An 18,534-nucleotide genomic window follows, 5' to 3' on the forward strand; every position below is an offset into this window, starting at 1 on the left:
TACGAGTAGGCAGGCACAAATAGATCAGCGATTGGCGCTGTTGCCCCAGGTATGCATCAGTTCGTTGGAAGGCCAGGTTTCGTCTAGCAATTTAACGGCTGTCTCATGACCTGCTACTGGCAACCCTGTCGGGTCGAGCACCCCTACTTGCACCAGTAGCGAAGCCTGATCCCAGTAAATATGTTCATGATAGAGCCTGTCACCACGGAACTTGACGATGGCGACGAGCGGGATCTCCACATACTTACCGGTGGGCGCAACCCCTGGTAGCAACCAGTCGATCTCGCGATCGTGGGTAAAACAGAACAATGTTTCATCAACGATCTGAGTCGCCCCGATAGTGCGTGATAGGGGAATCAGGGTGGTGTCGTCGGGGTTGCTATCGACGAAGTGGTGCTTGTAGAAGCGATAGAGCTGCCGATACCCCACTCCGCCCGTGAGCGTCGGGATATGGTTAACATAGGGCTGTTCCACCATGGTGGCCATGGTGTCGTCCACGTTGCGGGTAGAAAACTCATACTCGCAATGCTTATCCCACAGCGCCGAGAGGTCGTAATGAGGTCCCATCGCATTGCGAAAAGCCGTCACCGAGCGCTGGTGAGCCATGAGCGCTGAAGGCTTGTGGTAGTGCTCTGAATGAGGGCGGGCAAAGGCATGATCTACACCCTGGTATAGATACAGCTCGATATTATCCTGCTCGCCCAGGGAAGCTTCAATCGCCTCGCGGGCGACGGTGGGACAATATTCATCCTGCTCGGCGAAGTGCAGCACTAGAGCCCCACGGATGTTTTTTGCCTCGTCCAGATGGTTCTCGATTCCCATGCCGTAGTAACCCACCGCGGCATCTACATCACAACGACAAGCCGTCAAATAGGCCAGCCGGGCACCGAGACAGAATCCCAGGGCACCTACGGCACCACTGCACTCTGGACGCGACCGTAGAGTCTCGATAGCAGCGGCGATATCTTCAATACCGAGCTCCTGATCGAAGCCTTGAAATAAACCAAAGGCACGTTGCCAATCCTCCGGGGTATAGTCTAATTCAATGCTAGGCGCCTGACGCCAGAACAGATCCGGTGCCAGCACCACATAACCCTCTTCAGCGTAGTAGTCGGCGATTTCACGGATGGTGGCATTAACACCGAATATTTCCTGCAGCAGCACAATCCCGGGGCCACTGCCGGAGGCGGGAACGGCCAGATAACCAGTGAAATTTCCGCGGCCATCCGCCGCCTTGATCTCGATAGAAGTGCCCATGTAGATACCTTTCGTTGTTGTTGGCGGGTCATTGCTAAAGTCCACGCCATCACCTTAGACAAGAAAGTAAGCACTTCACGATCCGCTAACTGCCATCTCTATCCGCTGAGTGCAGAAAGTAATTTGCCAAGAAATGAATCAAGAAAATCGCTATTTATACTGAAAGGACTTTCGACACTCCCCATTGATGCGGGCACATAACAACAATTGAGATCCTTATGACAACGCAACAATCACTACCCCGTTGGATGAAGCAAGCCCTGATGGAGGATCATCGGAACTTGGTATTCAGCTCGACTGCCGCAGAGGAAACACGCACAAACGTCGCCAATATCTTTAAGTCACATCATCTGGAACCGTTGAGCCACGGTGGCAAACTATCTGCCCGTCTGCACTCAGTAGCGCTGGGCTGCGTCTCCTATAACCGCCTCGCCTATGGCGGAGCTGTGCGCATCGACCCTGAGCGGCTCGAGCACTTCTACCTGATTCAGATGCCCCTACAGGGACAAGCCCGGATTGACAACGACGGCGAGCAGATCGACTCGGGACAGCTGCTGGCCTCAGTGCTCAACCCCACGGCACGACTCAGGATGCACTATAGTGAAGATTGTGATCAGTTGATGTTACGTATCGAGCGTGAAGCACTAGAGCATGCCTGTAGCCGCTTTTTGGGACGCCCTCTACGCGCCCCTTTAAGTTTTCACCCCGTAATGTACTGGCGCGACACGCCCAGCTGGTTCAACCTAATCGGCTATATCACTCGGCTGCTCAAGGAGTCACCGGAGGCACACCAAGATCCGCTGATTGCCCCCCAGCTTGAGCAATTGATCATCCATACCCTGTTAACGACCCAGCCCCACAATTACAGCGATGCGCTGCGCCAAGGGGATAAACGCCTCGCCCCACGCCACGTCAAACGGGTGGAGGAGTATATCGAGGCCCATGCCCAAGAGCCGCTGACGCCAGCTCAGTTGGCGTCGGTAGCTGGTGTTAGCCTGAGAACCCTCTATGCTGGCTTCCGAGACTTTCGCCATCAGAGCCCCATGGAAACCTTACGTCAGGTGCGCTTAGAAAGAGTCCGACAGGCGCTGCTAACCGGCACTAACACGGCGACAATCACCGACATTGCCATGGGCTGGGGCTTTACTCATATGGGACGCTTCAGCCTCAGTTATCGTCAGGTATTTGGCGAATCGCCTAGCGAGACACTACGAAGCCGGTGTCTCGTCGGCCGGTAGCGAGAAGAAAGTCTGCGGTTTTGTCTTTATTCAGGCGGCTAAAAGCAATACTTTTAGACGAATAGCCATTGCTTCACCAAAGTGGCAAAATAACAATACAAGTTCGTAGTGCGCACTTAAAGACGACATGCGAACAAACCCTCGACCGCTCTATGGCCTCAAGGCCCAAAAATAATGATTACTGCGGCGAGGCTAGGAGGAAACATGACCGTACCTGTGACCCGACAACAAATCACCGCCGAGTTTCGTCATCCCGACTCGGCCTGCCGCTGGATGAGCCAAGTCAACGGCCCCCATCGTCTGGAAGTACCTCAACCGCGTCAGCTCAGCTTTCGCCATCAAGGAACCTGCCTAGGCAGTGTTTTGATCGGTACCATCGAATACGCCACTCGGGTAACCGTCGACATTGCCGATCTGACCCACAGCTACAGTATTAGTTTGCCCCTTCAGGGCACCCAGAGCATGGAGTATCAAGATAAAGTCTTCGACTCTGATGCCGCCGTGGGTGCGATCATCTCGCCTAGCCAAACGTTGCGCCTGAGCATGGACGAGCAATGCCAGAAGCGCCTTGTGCGCCTCTCCCGCCAAGCCCTTGAACACAAACTATCGCAGCTGTTGCACCGCCATTTATCACAGCCAGTCATCTTTGAACCACGCATGCTTCTAAGCGGAACGGTGAAAGAGTGGTGGCAGATGGTAGCTAACCTGCAGGAAATGCTGCATGCCGAAGGTTCACTCTGCGATATTCCCGAGGTGTGGGGCAATTTCGAGAACTCACTGATTACCAGCCTGCTGTATACCCAGCCTCACAACTACACAAGCGAGCTACTCGGTCGCCAACAGGGGCGCCCTGCCTACCTGAGTGACTTAGAAGCGCTACTCCATGAGTCCTTGGATCGCTCCCTCGGCCTAGCCGAATTGGAACAAGCGGCTGGCGTCTCTCGAGAACGGCTCTATCGAGACTTCCATACCCACTACGGGGTCTCTCCCATAGCCTACTTCCGCCAGTTGCGTTTCGACTATGTGCGCCAGCGCCTGGAACGAGCCACCCCCAACGAAAGCGTCTCAAGCATCGCCATGGATTGCGGCTTCCAGCAGTTGGGGCGCTTCTCACAGGAGTACAAGGTGCGTTTCAGCGAACTGCCCTCGGAAACCCTAAAGCGCTCGGCCACTGTACTGTTGCAATAAAAGCCCCTGCCTTACCAGTGCCAAGCACAGATACTTATCTACAATCATGAAACCGCCAAAAAAGATGGTTTATTTTGCATATAAATCATCCTTTAGCACATAGCACTTGGCCGCAGAAACTGAGTGCAACACCTGAGCATTTCGCTAAGGTGTTGTCCCATGTCTTACCTCGAACTCAGCATTGAAGAACGTGCCAGCATCCAAGTGGGTCAAGCCCAAGGGATGAGCCTTCGGCACATTGCCCAGCTCTTAGGGCGAGCTCCTTCAACCATATCTCGTGAAATACGCCGTAACCAAATGGCCCAGAACGGTTACTGTGCCCGGCACGCCCAACGTCAGCGAGAAAAGCGTCGAGTAGTCTGTCGTCCTGCGCGTAAGCTTTTGCCAGGCACCGAGCGGTTTGATCTCATCGTGCATATGTTGCGGCGACGCTTGTCTCCTGAACAAATTAGCGGCAAGCTCAAGACGATGAAACTACCTGATTTGCGCGATGCCTACGTCTGCCGAGAGACCATCTACACGGCCATTTATGCCTTGCCCGTTGGCCACCTTCGCAAGGAACTGATTCACTGCTTGCGACAAGGTAAAACCACACGCAAGCCTCGCCGTGGCGAAGTGGATCGACGTGGTCAGATCCCTGACATGGTCAGCATTCACTTACGTCCGCCCGAGGTCAGTAAGCGTGAAATGCCCGGCCACTGGGAAGGCGATCTGATCAAAGGTAAGAATAACGCGTCCGCGGTAGGCACCTTGGTAGAGCTTAGCAGTGGCTATCTGATCCTCGCAAAAATGGACGATGCCACCGCCACATCCGCCGTAGCAGGCTTTAGTGCTGCTCTGAACCGAATGCCGACCACCGCTCGAAAAAGCATGACCTATGATCAGGGGCGTGAAATGACACACCATGCAAAAATTACTCAAGAAACCGGTGTTGCGATTTACTTTTGCGATCCCCATAGCCCCTGGCAACGGGGAGCCAATGAGAATATCAATGGCCTTATCCGTCAATATTTACCGAAAGGAACAGACCTTTCAGTACATAGCCAGGAAGAGCTGGATGCCATTGCCTTTGAGCTGAATATGCGGCCTCGAAAACGCTTTGATTTTAAATGTCCGATAGAAGTGATGAGCGAGCTGATGGCCAAGTACCATGAAAGCCCATCAACCATCCAATGAGTGTGTTGCACTCAGAGTCTGCATCCGCCGCATGGTAAAGAGTCACAGCGGTTTCAATAACCATGAGACATCATTTTTATTATCAATAACAGAACCCACCAATCGTTGGCTACATGGTGGTTCTAACTGACCAAAGCTCAGGAAAAAACTTCAAATCTAATGCCTTTTTAAGATAAGACACACCCGTTGTTCCTCCCGTCCCCGCTTTATAACCAATAATTCTTTCTACCGTTTTCATATGACTAAAGCGCCACTTGTGGAAATTATATTCGGTATCAATCAACTTCTCGGCTAGCTCATACAGATCCCAATACTGGTTAGTATCGCGATAAATATCAGCCCAAACGGCCTCTACTTCAGGTGAAGCCACATACGGCTCAGACCAATCTCGGTTAATCACTTTTTCGGGAAGAGAGAAGCCGCGTCGACTCAATAACTTAAGACAACAATCATAAAGGCTGGGGGCGTTTAAAACATTCGTCAGGTGCTGATAGTTTTTAGGGTGCGAGCGATGCACTTCAACTAACCCTGGATGCTTATTACCCAAAAGAAATTCCAGTTCACGGTATTGATAGGATTGGAAGCCTGAACTCTGCCCAAGACTATCACGGAAGGAAATATAATCTGCTGGCGTCATGGTAACTAATACCTCCCAAGCCTGAATCATTTGCTCTTGGATGCGTGCTACCCGAGTCAACATCTTTAGAGCTGGTCGCAGCTCGTCGACCATAATATTATTAGCGGCCGCATGGGCTTCATGAAGGCACTGTTTGAGCCATAATTCAGAGACTTGGTGAATAATAACAAACAGCATCTCATCGTGTACGTCAGAGCGTGGGCGCTGGCAAGATAACAGAGGCTCTAAGTCCAGATATTGCCCATAACTGATATCCTGATTCCAGTGAACATTTCTTTCGCCTTTCAAGCTTAACGCGCTTTGACTAGCGTTTTTATTATCATGATCGCTCATAGTCACTCCATTTAAGATATTTATAGCTTTTATTCACCCTCCACGGGGCTGTTTTAAACAATCTCATACTATTAATTGTTTAAGAAGAAATTGGCATTTAAATACTCGATAATTTTGAAGTAATCGCCCCCCTCTCGACCACGGTCAGCCCAATGGAAGGCATCCGTGATATTGCCAGTCAGGTAGCCATGAATAGTTTGAAGGTGGGCGGCCCCCTTAAGGTCACACCTTGAGGGGGCTCTGCTAATTACATGCTGTACATCCGTTTTCTAGAGGAGTGCCAACGTCAGCCAGGGTTGCCAAGCTAACAACACCAAGGTCACAAGACTCGCCAGCAGGAATGGCAACAATGCCAGGAAGATACGCATAGGCGGCACCCCCGTCATGGAAGAGGCAATAAACAGTCCTGCACCCACTGGCGGCGTCAGAAGCCCCAGCACTAACGTCAGACAGACCACCACACCAAACTGGTAGGGAGTAATATCAAACTGCTGGGTGGCAATCGGCAGCAGGATGGGGACTACCAGGATGAGCGCAGCGATACCATCGATGATCATTCCCACCAGTAGCAACACCCCCACCAGCAGCAGCAGAAAAATAAAGGGGTCGGTGGTCAAAGCAGCGATCCAGGCGGCAGCCATTTGCGGCAGTTGCTCGTAAACGACCACCCAGCCGAAGACTCCAGCAGCAGCGATCAACATGATCACCAGACCGGCATTGATAGCGGTGCGTTTGAGTATCTCGGGCAGCATGGCGACTTTCAAATCACGATAGAGATAGCGCCCTAATAGCAACGCTGCCAGCGAGGCGAGCGCCGCCGATTCGGTGGGAGTTGCCAAGCCCAGCAGAATACCGCCGATGATAATCAGCGGTATCGACATGGCCGGCAGGCCCATCTTCAGCGCTTTTATTGCTTCTTGTCGACTCAGCCACTCTCCCTTGGGGTATTGCTGTACCAATCCCATGATGGCGATAGTCAGAAAGAAGGTTCCCCCTAGCAGTAGGCCAGGCAAGATACCGGCGATAAACATATCCGCAATGGGCACCTGGGCCATCACACCGAACAGCACGAACAGCATCGAGGGCGGGATAATGGGTGACAGCAAGCCACCAGCAGCGGTAATGGCCGCACTATAGGGCTTGTCATAGCCCTCCCGCTCCATGGCTGGCACCATAGCCCGGGACATGATGGCGATCTGCGAGGCGGCAGAACCGATAATCGCCGCCATCATCATGTTGGCAACCAGATTGATGTAGGCCAAGCCACCGCGAAAACCACCCACCAGCAGCCGTGCCAGGTCGATCAATCGGCGAGTTACCCCACCTTCGTTCATCAGCTCTCCGGCTAGCATAAAGAGTGGAATGGCTAGCAGCCCATAGCTCTCGATAGCCCCGAACAACTGCTGAGGATAGGACTCAAAGAGCACGGTATTACCCGATACCAAGATATAGAACAGGGCAGTAAGTGCCAGCACCAGGGCAATGGGCACCGCCCCCAGCAGTAGCAAAGCAAAGACAGCGACAGTCATCGGGCCACCTCCTCTTGAGTGGTGTGGGATGCCGGACGACCAAGATTGCACAGCGATTGGCATAAATTGATCAGACTGTGGAACAACAAGGAAGCGGCGAACCAAGGAAGAATCAGCCATACCCAGAACTTCTTGATACCCAGCGTTGAGGTATTCTCGGCATAGATGAAATTGAAGGTCTCGCCTTGAAAAGCCTGAATATCGAAGCCGGTCTGCCACAGCAGTAGTGGCTGATACCAGCGCCAACAAAGCCACAGCAGAATCAGCGCGAAGAGCGCCACCATTAGGTCCACGAACAAACCTACCAGGCGCTGACAAGAGGGCGGCAAGAGATCAGTGAACAGCGTCACAGCAATCCCTTGGCGCCGTTTGAAAACCGCACTGGAGATCAGCAGAGTCATCCAGATCATGGCGTAGATAGCCAGCTCGCTGATCCAGTAGATCGGATTGCCGGCGGCACGAAAGGCCACATTGATAAGGATCAGCAGGGTCACTGCCGCCGCTAGGACAGCGGCAGTGATCTCCTCTCCTTTGGCAAGTCGGTCAGAAAGTCGTGACAACATCACGTCACCCTCATTCACGTAGACGGTCGGCTTCCTGGCGAAGCATCTCCAGTCTCGGAGCCTTCTCACCCCAGATTGCTTCCCACTCGGCAATGGCGTCGCCGAAGAACTCAGCATCGGCCTCGACAATATTCAGACCAAGCTCACGGATCTCAGCTTCTTGGGCCGCATCCTTAGCCTGAAAGCCGGACAGGACATTCTCCAGGTGCTCAGCCATGGCGGTCTCGATCAACTCACGATCCTCCACTGAGAGTTCGCGCCAAACCCGACCAGAGACCACACCCACCATAGGGAACATCATATGGTTGGAGATCAGTAAGTTAGGCGCCTGCTCATAAAACTTGAGGATCAAGATAGAATCAAAGTCCATGTCGATGGCATCTACCTGGCCATTAGCCAGAGCGTCATAGACTTCGAGCAATGGCAGCGGGGCTGGAGCCGCGCCAGTGGCAGTATAGAAGTCACGGATTGGCTCAAAGGGGGTGATACGCAAGCGCTTCCCGCTCATATCGGCCTGGTTCTCGATAGGTGCCCGAGAGAGCACCTGCCGCATGCCTACCATGCCATAGCCAACGCCGACCATACCCACGCCCTGGGGCATCAGGTCGAGCAGTTCACCGGCAGTGTCGGAACGCAGTAAGCGAGCGGCATGATCTACATCATCAACCAGATAGGGTGCATAAAGGGCACCGAAGTCAGGAATCCGGTTGGAAATTTCAGCGATGGTCAGAAAGGCCATGTCCAGCGCGCCAGTCTGCAATTGCTGAACCATCTGTGCTTCGTTACCAAGCTGCTGGGCCGGGAAAACGCTGACGCTATGCTCGCCATCAGAACGCTCATGAAGGGTATCGGCAAAGGCCACAGCTTCGGTGGACCAGAGGTGCTGGGGAGGTGTAATCACCCCCAGGCGGAAATCGCGAGCCTGGGCAGAAACGGCACCAAAGAGTAGAGAGGCCGCCACGGCAGTGCTCAGAAAGGCTTTTGTAGGAGTCATAATGGGTCTCTTATATAGTTTTTATGTGGTTTTAAAACAGACTCAAACCTTCGCTGTACCGGCCAGTTGACTGGCGAGATCCTGCTCATCTTCTTTAGCCCGCGGCCGGGCATGGCGCACCTGTAGCTCGGGCGCCTCAACGTTGGCCAGTGCCACATTGAACACCACATGAGAAAACGGGCCGTCTAGTTCACGCTTGGCAATCTCGGCGGGGTCTTCAATACGTTCGGCAGTGACGACCAGCTCTTCACGGGTGGCAAAGGCAAAGTCGTCATAGGTGTAGGGATCACCCGCCAGATTAATCTGAGTGGTCAAGTGCTGGTGGCCCGGAGCGGAGACGAAGTAATGAATATGCGCTGGACGCTGCCCGTGACGTCCCAGGGATTTCAGCACTACATCCGTGGGCGCACCTTCGGGTACGCCGTAACCAGAGGGGATAATGCTACGCGCGGTGTAGTGACCTTCGCTGTCGGTATAAATCGTACGACGCAGGTTGTACTCAGATTGCGAAGGATCAAAGAAGGAGTAACCTCCATGGGAGTTGGCGTGCCAAATCTCGACCTTCGCGCCAGCAATCGGCGTGCCGTTCACGTCACGCACCTGACCGGTCAGCCACATGGTCTCACCGTCGTTATCCTGACTATCGTCCATGCGGGCAAAACCTTCGGCTTCCGGGGCACCAGCGACATACAGCGGGCCTTCAATAGTACGCGGTGTGCCGCCGGTGCGTTTGGCTTCGGCGTCGATAGCGTCTTGGCGCATATCAAGGTAGTGATCAAAACCAAGTCCAGGAGACAGCAAACCAAACTGAGTTTGGCTACCCAGCGAATTGAGCAGATTGACAGCCGCCCAGTACTCTTCCTCGGTCACATCGAAGTCATCGATTAGCTTGAACAGATCAGATACCAAGCGATGCACAATTTGTTTGGCGCGATCATTGCCACCGGTTTGGCCAAAGCCAGCAACGGTTTTGATGAAGTCTTGCACGTCGGGAGTGTCAAAAATCTTCACGGTCATGGTGAAACCCTCTGTTTGTTATAAGCTGTTGTTATTAATAAGAACTAACGTTGCACCTGGGTATATTAGCTATCGTCGTCACGCACTGAAGAGGGGTGACGACACAGCGGTTTGACGCTGATTTCCATATAGGGAAACAGTGGCAAGTTGCTAACCAATGCCTGCAGCTCAGCGTTATCTTCAACGTCAAAGATGCTGACGTTCGAGTAGCTGCCTGCCACCCGCCATAAGTGGCGCCATTTGCCCTGGCGCTGCAGGTCTTGGGAATAGCTCTTTTCAGCAGCCTTGATGTCTGCCGCTTGCTCGGCGGGCATATCCGTCGGCAATTTAACGGTCATTTCTACCTGATACAGCATGGCGCTCTCCTCCTCGGCTCGTACGCGACTAGTCTTTACGTGAGCAGTCTTTACGTGAGTAGTGCGTAACCTTGTCTTCATCTAGCGTGATACCCAGCCCTGGCTCTGTCGGTAAGTCGACGCCAAAGTCATGGTAATTAAGCGGTTTAACGACGATATCGTCTTTGAGCAGCAGCGGGCCGAACATCTCCGTACCCCAGGCCATTTCTGGTAGCGTTGCCCAGGCTTGAAGTGACGCGGCAGTGCCAATGGTGCCCTCCAGCAAGGTGCCACCGTACAAGCCAACCCCCGCAGCTTGGGCAACATGGGCCAGTTCCAGCACGCCGTACGTGCCACCGGCTTTGGCAATCTTCAGCGCGAAGGCACCACTGAAACCGCCGCAGACAAGGTCAAGTCCGTCGCGAGCGTCTTGTACTGCCTCGTCAGCGAGCATTGGTACATTGAAACGGTTAGCCAGTCGGATCAGTCCGGCGTGCTCACGGGCAGGAATGGGCTGCTCAATCAGCTCAATACCGGCCTCCTGCAGCGCCTGAATACCGCGAACTGCGGTGGATTCATCCCATGCCTGGTTAACGTCAACACGCACGCTGGCGCGATCCCCCAAGGCCTCTTTGATGGCCGCCACGTGACGTACATCGTGATCCACCGGATGTGCGCCGATCTTCAACTTAAAGTCACAATGCCGGCGCTGCTCTAAGCGCAACTGCGCTTCGTCGATATCCTTGGCAGTATCGCCACTGGCCAGCGTCCAGAGCACCGGCAAATGTGTTTGGCGGGCGCCGCCGAGCAGCTCGGCCACGCTTAGCCCCAAACGTTTTCCCTGAGCATCGAGCAGCGCGGTTTCCAGCGCCGATTTGGCGATCATATTGCCGCGGATGTGGCGGTTAAGACGGGCGCGTAGCTGATGAATATTGCCTGACGGTTGACCGATCAGCAGCGGCGCTAGGTAGGTATCAATATTGCGCTTGATGCTCTCTGGACTTTCTGGGCCGTAGGCAAGACCACCAATGGTGGTGCCTTCGCCTAGCCCTTCAACCCCATCCGAGTGGCGCATGCGCACAATGACCATGGTTTGGCAGGCCATAGTGGTCATGGAAAGCTTGTGTGGACGGATGGTCGGTAAATCGACCAGCACTGTTTGAATGTCTTCAATAGAGACGCCGCGCATAGAAACCTCAACTAGAGATAAATTTCTCAAAAAACACTCGGCATTCGCCCACCGGATTTTCCTCAAACCAAGTCTTGCTAGCCTCAATCATCGGCGGCGGCCCACACAGGTAGGCATCGAAGGGCTGGGAGAGGAAGTCGAGATCAAAAAGGTCACAGACCACGCCTTTGTTGCCTTGCCACGCTTCGGAAGGCGTCATTACAACGGTGCCAAAGGCGAAGTCGGGCAGCGTCTCGGTGAAAGCTTCTAGACGCTCGAGCTCACTGAGATCCTGCTCCTGGGTTACTCCATAGACGAGACGGATCGGCTGCTGGCACTCGCCCTTTTCAGCCAGCTCCTCAAGCATACCGAGGAAGGCAGAAAGGCCCGTTCCACCGGCCACCATCAGTAACGGGCGCTGTACCTCACGGAGATAGAAGGCTCCCAAGGGCGCCTCCAGAGAGATGGCATCGCCCACCTTGGCACAGTCGCGCAGGTAGTCGCTCATCACACCGCTCGGCAACAGGCGGATCAAAAAGCGTAACTTTCCCTCCTGTACCGCCGAGGTGGCAAAGGAGTAAGCCCGCCACTGATCGCTCCCCGGCACCTCAATGCGAGCATACTGACCAGGCAGGTACGGCAATGCCTGAGTGGGATCGTCGAGGGTGATCTCGAGGATGGCAGCACCATCGGAGACCTGCTCCACGGCGCTGACAGTGCCGTTATGCACCTCGGTAGCCACACTGCAGACGTTGGAATCGATATCGAAATAGAAGGAAGCCTGACTGGAGCGCAGGCGAGTCTGGCAAGCCAATACATGCCCTTCGGCGATCTCCTCCTCGGTCAAGGCCTCCTCATCGATATACTCGACATCGACATCACCGGACTCGCGCAGGCAGCGGCAAGTACCACAAACCCCTTCCCGGCAATCCACCGGCAGATTGACTCCGTGACGCTGAGCGGCATCCATCAGCAGCTCATTCTTATCGACCTTGACGAAGCGGGTGGTGCCGTCCCGAAAGACAATGGCGGCTGTGTTATGCATGACTCGCCCTCCAGCAACATCAGACGTGGTAGAAATCCAAGACGGAATCGATCTTGTCGTTGAGCAGTACCGTGTGCTTGCGGGTAATCTTCCAGTCGTCGCCGTCACCACGCAGCGTATAGCTGGCCGTGCCGAAGAAGTAGCCGCTCTCACCGAAGCGGTGGAAGTGAGTGACCCAGTTCACCTTAGCCTGCACCTGACCATCATCACGTGGCGCCCAGCGCACGTTATTAATCAGATGCAGCGTGCGGGGCATCGGCGTGGAAGCAGCGGACTTGCCAGTACGCAGGCGGAAGATGCGATCCTCAATGCCCGTGCGGTCCGCGTAGTACATCAGCGACATCTCACGCTTCGGGTCCTGGGTGATCTCATGGTCGCCCTTCCACTGAGGGATATGAAACTCACACTCTGGGGCGAACTGGTCTAAATAAGCATCCCAATCCTGGCTGTCACAAAGTTCGGCGACCTGATAGAGAAACTGTTCGATGGATTGCTGCTGGCTCATGACTTATACCTCCTGGAGCTTGAGTGCTTTCTTCTCGAGACCCGCGAGCAGCATTTGCTGCCAGCTGCCGTGCTGGTTGACGTAGAGCCCCTCATGGGTGAACTCGGTTCCGGTGATCACCGGTTTAATCCCGAGCACCTGGCTGTTGTGGGTCTCGCCGTACTCCCAGCACTGGTAGCCCCGGGAAATGTCATTCCACTCAGTGGCCCGCGCTTCGAAGCCACGCTGTTGCTCACGGAACTCCACCAGATCATCGGGGGTCCCCATGCCAGAGACATTGAAGAAGTCCTCAAACTGGCGGATACGATTCTCGCGATCAGCATCGGACTCGCCTTTCACGCCCAAACAGAGGCTGATCACTTCCGTCTTGTTCCAAGCCACCGGGCGCACGATGCGCAGCTGGGAACTGATCTGATCCATGAAGAACAGGCTGGGGTAGATATTCAGGTTACGCAGGCGATGCATGGTCCACTCAGCACGCTCCTGGGGGAGCTGCTCTAGTAGGCGAGGCATCACCGCAGCGTAACCAGGGCGTACCTGGGGGTTAGGCATGTCGCTGAACAACAGGCTGTGGCCGTTATTGAAGGAGAACCAACCATCGTCGGTATCTTTGTCGCCGGCACCTAGCTTGCTGTAGTCGAGGGTATCGCCGCTGCTGCCGTGCTTCTGGGCTTCCAGCTCACGGCGGTGCTGTACGGTAGAAACGTAGTTATAGTGCACAGTGCTGACGTGATAGCCATCCAGACCGTTCTCGTTCTGCAGCTTCCAATTGGCGTTGAAGGTGTAACGGGACTCACCGGGTAGCACCTCCAGCTCACCATCCTTCGCTTGCTCGACCATCATGTCGAAGAACAGCGTGGTGTCACCGAGGAACTCCTTGAGACTGACGGTGGATTCTGTGTCCAGACTAATAAAGACAAAGCCACGGTAGCTTTCGATGCGCGCCTGGCTCAGGCCACGGCTGGCCTTATCGAAGTCTTCGGGATATTCGCTCGGCGCTTTGACCTTGACCAGGCGGCCATCGGACTTGTAGCACCAGGCGTGGAACGGGCAGGTGAAGGTGGACTGGTTGCCCTTGCCAACCCGGGTCAGGGTGGCCCCACGGTGCTGGCAGGTGTTGGCCAGCGCCCGCAGTTCTCCCTTGCCATCACGAGTGATGATCATCGGCTGACGGCCAGCCTGCATGGTAATAAAGTCGTTCTTATTGGGAATTTGGCTTTCGTGGCAGGCGAAGATCCACTGCTTTTCGAAGATGAGTTCCATTTCGAGATCGAACAGCGCCCGATCGGTGAACATGTCACGAGAAACCCTAAAAACGCCTTCATCAGGACGGAAGTCGATACAACTCTCGACGAAAGCCTGCCAGTCGGAGGGGGAGCGATATGCAGTCATGGGTCGTTACCTTTTTATTACTTATGAGGTACGTCTAACCCTAGAGGCTTCCCCCAGCCTTCACTATGCAGTTCTTGGAGGAACACTATGCACTTTTTTGCTCATCCTCCGAGAGCAGTCCGGATCGGCGCCAATGCTCACCCAAGTAGTTCTAGTCTATTTAGTCGTCGCAACAATGTCCTAGAAACTGTGCCCTAGAAATAATGTTCTAGAAACAATGTTCTAGAAACAATGCCCTAGAAACAATGCCCTAGAAACAATGCCCTAGAAACAATGCTCTAGAAAAGCGCATAAACGCTTCTATGAAACAGTTACACTAGTATAAAGATAACCACGAAAGGCCTTAACATGACGCTACCGCTTTACCTTGGCCTACCCATGTGGGCCAATCAGGATTGGCTTGGCACTCTCTATCCAAGGCATGCCAAAACTGACCTGTTAAGCGATTATGCGGCGGTCTTTTCAAGCGTTGAGGGCAACACAACGTTTTATAGCGGCGCACCAAAGGCAGAAACGGTGGCCGCGTGGGCGCGGCAAACACCACCTCATTTTCGTTTCTGCTTTAAACTTCCTGCCACAGTCACCCATGACCAGCGTTTAACCCAGCCAGAAAATGCCTGGGCGTTTCTCAAGGCACTCACGCCCCTCCATGATCGCCTTGGTCCTACCATGGTTCAGCTACCACGTGATTTTGGCCCTTCGGAGCTCCCCCAGCTAGAAGCGCTTCTTGCTCAATGGCCGGCCTACTTACCGTGCGCAGTGGAGGTACGCCACCCCGCTTTTTTCCTCAAAGGAGAGGCAGAAAAAGCCCTTAACCGCTTGTTAATAACTTATTCAGCCAATCGCGTAATGCTTGATGTTCGTCCGCTGTTTTCAACACCCGCCAATGACCATCCTGGTTTAGCGCATGCACAGCAAGAAAAGCCGAAACTCCCGCTACACGTGCTTTCCACAGCAAATTATCCAGTCATTCGCTTTATTGGCCATATTGACAAAACAATTAATAAGGACTATTTCACGCCGTGGATAGACAGGCTCATCCTGTGGATAAGTCAGGGGAAAACCCCTTTCTTATTTGTGCATACTGCTGATAACCGAGCGTCACCAGAACTGGCGCGCTGTTTGTACCATGAAGTTCAACAACGCATCACTTTGCCAGCTCTTGCGTCATTCGCTGACGAGAAGCAGAGCCAACTGTTTTGACCGATCTTTTTAGGCTAACTGACTGGCAACCCCCACCACGATCGGATAAATTGCGCGTACTTTCGGAAAATAACGTTAGAACATTTCTCTTTTCCGAAAATCAGCACATTAGGCTTATAACGCCTTATTACAATTAACTAAACAGGTGATTTCATGGCAAAACTTGCACATGCACAGTGGTCATCGCGCATGGGATTTGTGCTGGCGGCCGCTGGTTCAGCCGTTGGCCTTGGTAACATTTGGCGCTTTTCTTACATGGTGGGCGACAGTGGTGGGGCAGCTTTCGTGCTTGTCTACCTTGCTTGCGTGGCGTTGGTGGGCCTGCCCATATTGGTGGCTGAATGGATGATTGGCCGCCGTGGCCAGAAAAATCCAATTAACACCATGGCTGACCTTGCAGCCAATCATGGTAAATCCAAGGCGTGGGCGTTGATCGGTGTGAGTGGCGTATTAGCGGCGTTCCTGATTCTGTCTTTTTACAGTGTTATTGGGGGCTGGTCGCTGAACTACACCCTTAGTTCCGTCATTGGAACGTTTAACGGCCAAGATGCTGACACAATTAGTGGCCTTTTTGGCGGCATGCTGGCTAGCCCAACGACGCTGCTGCTTTGGCATACGGCCTTTATAATCCTCGTCATTGGTATCGTCGCTCGCGGCGTGACCAAAGGCCTGGAAAGCGCAGCACGCATCATGATGCCCGCACTAGTGGTACTGATGCTAGTGTTAGTGGGCTATGGTATGACCAGCGGCCATTTTGGCGAAGCGCTAGCCTTTATGTTCAGCCCGGACTGGGATGCACTTGACGGCGGTGTTGTACTTGCCGCGATGGGACAAGCGTTCTTCACCCTATCGCTGGGCATGGGCATTATGATGGCCTACGGTTCCTACCTAGGCGAAGATGTTAACCTGATCAGTACCGCACGCACCGTTATTATTCTGGATACAGCGATCGCGCTGCTGGCGGGCTTAGCAATCTTTCCGATCGTATTTGCTAATGGGCTCAGCGCGGGAGAAGGCCCAGGCTTGATTTTCGTTACGCTGCCGTTGGCCTTCGGCAATATGGCAGGCGGCACGGTGCTGGGTCTGATGTTCTTCCTGCTGCTTACCTTCGCGGCGTTAACATCGGCGATTTCGTTGCTAGAGCCCGTCGTAGAAACGTTAGAAGAGCGCACGTCGTTGTCGCGCCTAGCGGCAACATTCGTTAGCGGCATTGCCGTGTGGGCGTTAGGGGTTGCCGCACTGCTGTCGTTCAACGTGTGGTCTGAGGTGCTGTTCTTCGGGCTTAACATCTTTGATCTACTGGATACCTTCACCAGTAAGATTTTGCTGCCGCTGACAGGGCTTGGCGCGATTGTGTTCTTCGCGACCTGCTTGGATAAAGAAGAGTCACGCAAAGAGCTACGCATGGATGTTTATGACTATAGCCTCTGGAATCTGCTGGCTAAATACGTCGCCCCCATCGGGGTAGCCGTGGTTTTCCTAGCAGGCTTCTTCTAAGCATCAAGTTCTAGGCAGTAATGTTTAACCAGCAAGAGATAGCCCTGGCTTGCCCAGGGTTATCGTCAGCTAGTTAGCGCTTTACTTACCCGCCCTTACCTTAGTGCAATTCGCTCTCTTGCTCATCATCTGCCAAGGGGGCGATATCCCGCGATAACTTCTGAAATTCCCGATGCAGCTCTATGCCCCTACGCGCCCTCAGGCTGCGCTGGGCGGCACTACGCCGACGCTCAACATGCTCATCCACTTCCATACTCATAAAGATGTCGAGTAGTTCGCTTTTTACCGAGGTGATTCGTTCGACGTTTCTCATAATCGACGTTCCTCCAGGTGAATATGCCTACGTCCACCTGCATCCGTGACGACTGTTTATTTAAATGATGCAGTGCGGCACTTCACTTCTTACTATAACCTACTTGACAAAATGATGACGAATCCAGTTGAAATGCCCTAACGGCATTTAAACGCATGAGTAAATCGCATTTATACTGTTTCTGCATCGTGCTTGCTGCAACATACGCTGCAACAAGCACTCAGGCATACTGTCGTGAGCATATCTGCATAAGTACTAAAGAGAATTTAAGGAGCTTAATGTGAGCCGCGCCCTGTTCGATGAAATGAGACGCCGCATGGAGCACTTTCGTCGCTCCGAGCAAAAGGTTGCGCGGTTCGTACTGCGCAACCCAGACGAGGTCATCCATATGCGGATTGTCGACCTCGCAACAGAGGCTAAAGTTAGCGAGCCCACCGTTGTACGCTTTTGTCGCGCACTCGGCTGTAACGGGTTCCAGGACTTTAAACTCCAACTTGCCCAGATGCTGGCCAGTGGTAGTCAGTTTGCCCAGTTCTCTATGAACGATAGCGACTCGGTTGCCGAGTTTTCCCACAGCATTTTCGACTCCACCGTGGGCACACTTTTATCGGTGCGCGACCGGCTTGATAATGATGCCCTCGGGCGTGCGGTCAACGCTCTCGCCATGGCAAACCGCGTTGAGTTCTATGGCTTTGGGGCCTCGGGTGCCGTGGCTTTCGATGCCCAGCACAAGTTCTTCCGCCTGCAGATATCGACCTCCGCTTATGCTGACCCGCATATGCAAAATATGTCGGCGGTCACGCTAAAAGAGGGTGATGTCGTGGTCGCCATCTCACAAACAGGCCGTACCAAAGCACTGGTCGCTAGCGTTCGCTTGGCGCGCGAAGCAGGCGCTACCGTTATTGGCCTGTGCCCGAGTGACTCACCGCTGGCCGGCGAAGTGAGTCTGCCGCTGTATATCGATGTGCATGAAGATACCGAAATCTACACGCCGCTTAGCTCACGAATCGCCCATTTGGTGCTTATCGACGTCCTCGCCGTCGGCGTTGCCAAAACGCGCGGTCCGAAGCTGGCTGAGCAGTTGAAAGCCGTCAAGAAGAGTCTGAATACGCTGCGTTTTCCTGAAGAGCCGTAGCTGCCCATT

At 53.8% G+C, this 18,534-nt stretch carries 18 protein-coding genes; 6 read left to right on the top strand and 12 right to left on the bottom strand.

Annotated features, from left to right (window positions below):
* Nucleotides 1–24 precede the first annotated feature (24 nt).
* Nucleotides 25–1,302: a dienelactone hydrolase family protein gene (locus J4377_RS18265; protein ID WP_253486316.1), complete on the bottom strand. Its 1,278-nt coding sequence runs from the start codon at nt 1,300–1,302 to the stop codon at nt 25–27.
* A gap of 173 nt (nt 1,303–1,475) precedes the next feature.
* Here J4377_RS18265 and J4377_RS18270 point away from each other — a divergent pair, with 173 nt between their 5' ends.
* The 3 genes from J4377_RS18270 (at nt 1,476) to J4377_RS18280 (ending at nt 4,859) form a co-directional block, all read left to right on the top strand.
* A complete protein-coding gene (locus J4377_RS18270; RefSeq protein ID WP_253486317.1) occupies nt 1,476–2,495 on the top strand; it encodes an AraC family transcriptional regulator in 1,020 nt (339 codons plus the stop codon).
* 204 nt (nt 2,496–2,699) lie between these two features.
* Complete coding sequence (locus J4377_RS18275; RefSeq protein WP_253486318.1) at nt 2,700–3,683, top strand: AraC family transcriptional regulator; 984 nt, start codon at nt 2,700–2,702, stop codon at nt 3,681–3,683.
* Nucleotides 3,684–3,842: 159 nt separating this feature from the next.
* On the top strand, nt 3,843–4,859 hold the full coding sequence (locus J4377_RS18280; RefSeq protein WP_193085206.1) for an IS30 family transposase: 1,017 nt from the start codon (nt 3,843–3,845) through the stop codon (nt 4,857–4,859).
* 109 nt (nt 4,860–4,968) lie between these two features.
* On the opposite strand, the gene kynA is transcribed toward J4377_RS18280, so the two are convergent.
* From kynA to antA, 10 genes are all read right to left on the bottom strand, one after another.
* Nucleotides 4,969–5,829: a tryptophan 2,3-dioxygenase gene (gene kynA, locus J4377_RS18285; protein ID WP_253486319.1), complete on the bottom strand. Its 861-nt coding sequence runs from the start codon at nt 5,827–5,829 to the stop codon at nt 4,969–4,971.
* A gap of 269 nt (nt 5,830–6,098) precedes the next feature.
* Complete coding sequence (locus J4377_RS18290; protein WP_253486320.1) at nt 6,099–7,358, bottom strand: TRAP transporter large permease; 1,260 nt, start codon at nt 7,356–7,358, stop codon at nt 6,099–6,101.
* Entirely contained in the window at nt 7,355–7,921 is a 567-nt protein-coding gene (locus J4377_RS18295) for a TRAP transporter small permease (protein ID WP_038479637.1), read from the bottom strand. Before J4377_RS18295 ends, J4377_RS18290 begins: the two co-directional genes overlap by 4 nt.
* A gap of 10 nt (nt 7,922–7,931) precedes the next feature.
* The gene (locus J4377_RS18300; protein WP_051626399.1) at nt 7,932–8,915 is read right to left on the bottom strand and encodes a TRAP transporter substrate-binding protein; all 984 of its coding nucleotides are present in this window, start codon (nt 8,913–8,915) and stop codon (nt 7,932–7,934) included.
* Nucleotides 8,916–8,957: 42 nt separating this feature from the next.
* Complete coding sequence (gene catA / locus J4377_RS18305; RefSeq protein WP_038479640.1) at nt 8,958–9,932, bottom strand: catechol 1,2-dioxygenase; 975 nt, start codon at nt 9,930–9,932, stop codon at nt 8,958–8,960.
* Nucleotides 9,933–9,997: 65 nt separating this feature from the next.
* Nucleotides 9,998–10,288: a muconolactone Delta-isomerase gene (gene catC, locus J4377_RS18310; RefSeq protein WP_089040225.1), complete on the bottom strand. Its 291-nt coding sequence runs from the start codon at nt 10,286–10,288 to the stop codon at nt 9,998–10,000.
* Nucleotides 10,289–10,316: 28 nt separating this feature from the next.
* Entirely contained in the window at nt 10,317–11,456 is a 1,140-nt protein-coding gene (locus J4377_RS18315; protein ID WP_253486321.1) for a muconate/chloromuconate family cycloisomerase, read from the bottom strand.
* 7 nt (nt 11,457–11,463) lie between these two features.
* Entirely contained in the window at nt 11,464–12,480 is a 1,017-nt protein-coding gene (gene antC, locus J4377_RS18320; RefSeq protein WP_038479647.1) for an anthranilate 1,2-dioxygenase electron transfer component AntC, read from the bottom strand.
* Nucleotides 12,481–12,499: 19 nt separating this feature from the next.
* Entirely contained in the window at nt 12,500–12,985 is a 486-nt protein-coding gene (gene antB / locus J4377_RS18325; protein WP_038479649.1) for an anthranilate 1,2-dioxygenase small subunit, read from the bottom strand.
* Nucleotides 12,986–12,988: 3 nt separating this feature from the next.
* Nucleotides 12,989–14,377 (bottom strand): anthranilate 1,2-dioxygenase large subunit, encoded by a 1,389-nt coding sequence (gene antA, locus J4377_RS18330; protein WP_038479651.1) that lies wholly within the window; start codon nt 14,375–14,377, stop codon nt 12,989–12,991.
* Nucleotides 14,378–14,725: 348 nt separating this feature from the next.
* Between antA and J4377_RS18335 the strand changes: the two genes are divergently transcribed.
* A complete protein-coding gene (locus J4377_RS18335) occupies nt 14,726–15,580 on the top strand; it encodes a DUF72 domain-containing protein (RefSeq protein ID WP_253486322.1) in 855 nt (284 codons plus the stop codon).
* A 153-nt stretch (nt 15,581–15,733) separates the two neighbouring features.
* Nucleotides 15,734–17,077, top strand: coding sequence for a sodium-dependent transporter (locus tag J4377_RS18340; protein WP_095603399.1), 1,344 nt, complete (start codon nt 15,734–15,736; stop codon nt 17,075–17,077).
* A 100-nt stretch (nt 17,078–17,177) separates the two neighbouring features.
* On the opposite strand, the gene J4377_RS18345 is transcribed toward J4377_RS18340, so the two are convergent.
* Entirely contained in the window at nt 17,178–17,390 is a 213-nt protein-coding gene (locus tag J4377_RS18345) for a PA3496 family putative envelope integrity protein (protein ID WP_038479659.1), read from the bottom strand.
* 280 nt (nt 17,391–17,670) lie between these two features.
* Here J4377_RS18345 and hexR point away from each other — a divergent pair, with 280 nt between their 5' ends.
* Nucleotides 17,671–18,525, top strand: coding sequence for a transcriptional regulator HexR (gene hexR, locus J4377_RS18350; protein WP_038479662.1), 855 nt, complete (start codon nt 17,671–17,673; stop codon nt 18,523–18,525).
* Nucleotides 18,526–18,534: the final 9 nt, after the last annotated feature.

The sequence above is a fragment of the Halomonas sp. XH26 genome (assembly GCF_024138895.1).
Lineage (GTDB): Bacteria > Pseudomonadota > Gammaproteobacteria > Pseudomonadales > Halomonadaceae > Vreelandella > Vreelandella alkaliphila.

Bases quoted from the DNA above. Each gene is read 5' to 3' on its own strand.
- J4377_RS18270 (WP_253486317.1), top strand. From the start codon at position 1,476: ATGACAACGCAACAATCACTACCCCGTTGGATGAAGCAAGCCCTGATG.
- J4377_RS18275 (WP_253486318.1), top strand. From the start codon at position 2,700: ATGACCGTACCTGTGACCCGACAACAAATCACCGCCGAGTTTCGTCAT.
- J4377_RS18280 (WP_193085206.1), top strand. From the start codon at position 3,843: ATGTCTTACCTCGAACTCAGCATTGAAGAACGTGCCAGCATCCAAGTG.
- kynA (WP_253486319.1), bottom strand. From the start codon at position 5,829: ATGAGCGATCATGATAATAAAAACGCTAGTCAAAGCGCGTTAAGCTTG.
- J4377_RS18290 (WP_253486320.1), bottom strand. From the start codon at position 7,358: ATGACTGTCGCTGTCTTTGCTTTGCTACTGCTGGGGGCGGTGCCCATT.
- J4377_RS18295 (WP_038479637.1), bottom strand. From the start codon at position 7,921: ATGTTGTCACGACTTTCTGACCGACTTGCCAAAGGAGAGGAGATCACT.
- J4377_RS18300 (WP_051626399.1), bottom strand. From the start codon at position 8,915: ATGACTCCTACAAAAGCCTTTCTGAGCACTGCCGTGGCGGCCTCTCTA.
- catA (WP_038479640.1), bottom strand. From the start codon at position 9,932: ATGACCGTGAAGATTTTTGACACTCCCGACGTGCAAGACTTCATCAAA.
- catC (WP_089040225.1), bottom strand. From the start codon at position 10,288: ATGCTGTATCAGGTAGAAATGACCGTTAAATTGCCGACGGATATGCCC.
- J4377_RS18315 (WP_253486321.1), bottom strand. From the start codon at position 11,456: ATGCGCGGCGTCTCTATTGAAGACATTCAAACAGTGCTGGTCGATTTA.
- antC (WP_038479647.1), bottom strand. From the start codon at position 12,480: ATGCATAACACAGCCGCCATTGTCTTTCGGGACGGCACCACCCGCTTC.
- antB (WP_038479649.1), bottom strand. From the start codon at position 12,985: ATGAGCCAGCAGCAATCCATCGAACAGTTTCTCTATCAGGTCGCCGAA.
- antA (WP_038479651.1), bottom strand. From the start codon at position 14,377: ATGACTGCATATCGCTCCCCCTCCGACTGGCAGGCTTTCGTCGAGAGT.
- J4377_RS18335 (WP_253486322.1), top strand. From the start codon at position 14,726: ATGACGCTACCGCTTTACCTTGGCCTACCCATGTGGGCCAATCAGGAT.
- J4377_RS18340 (WP_095603399.1), top strand. From the start codon at position 15,734: ATGGCAAAACTTGCACATGCACAGTGGTCATCGCGCATGGGATTTGTG.
- J4377_RS18345 (WP_038479659.1), bottom strand. From the start codon at position 17,390: ATGAGAAACGTCGAACGAATCACCTCGGTAAAAAGCGAACTACTCGAC.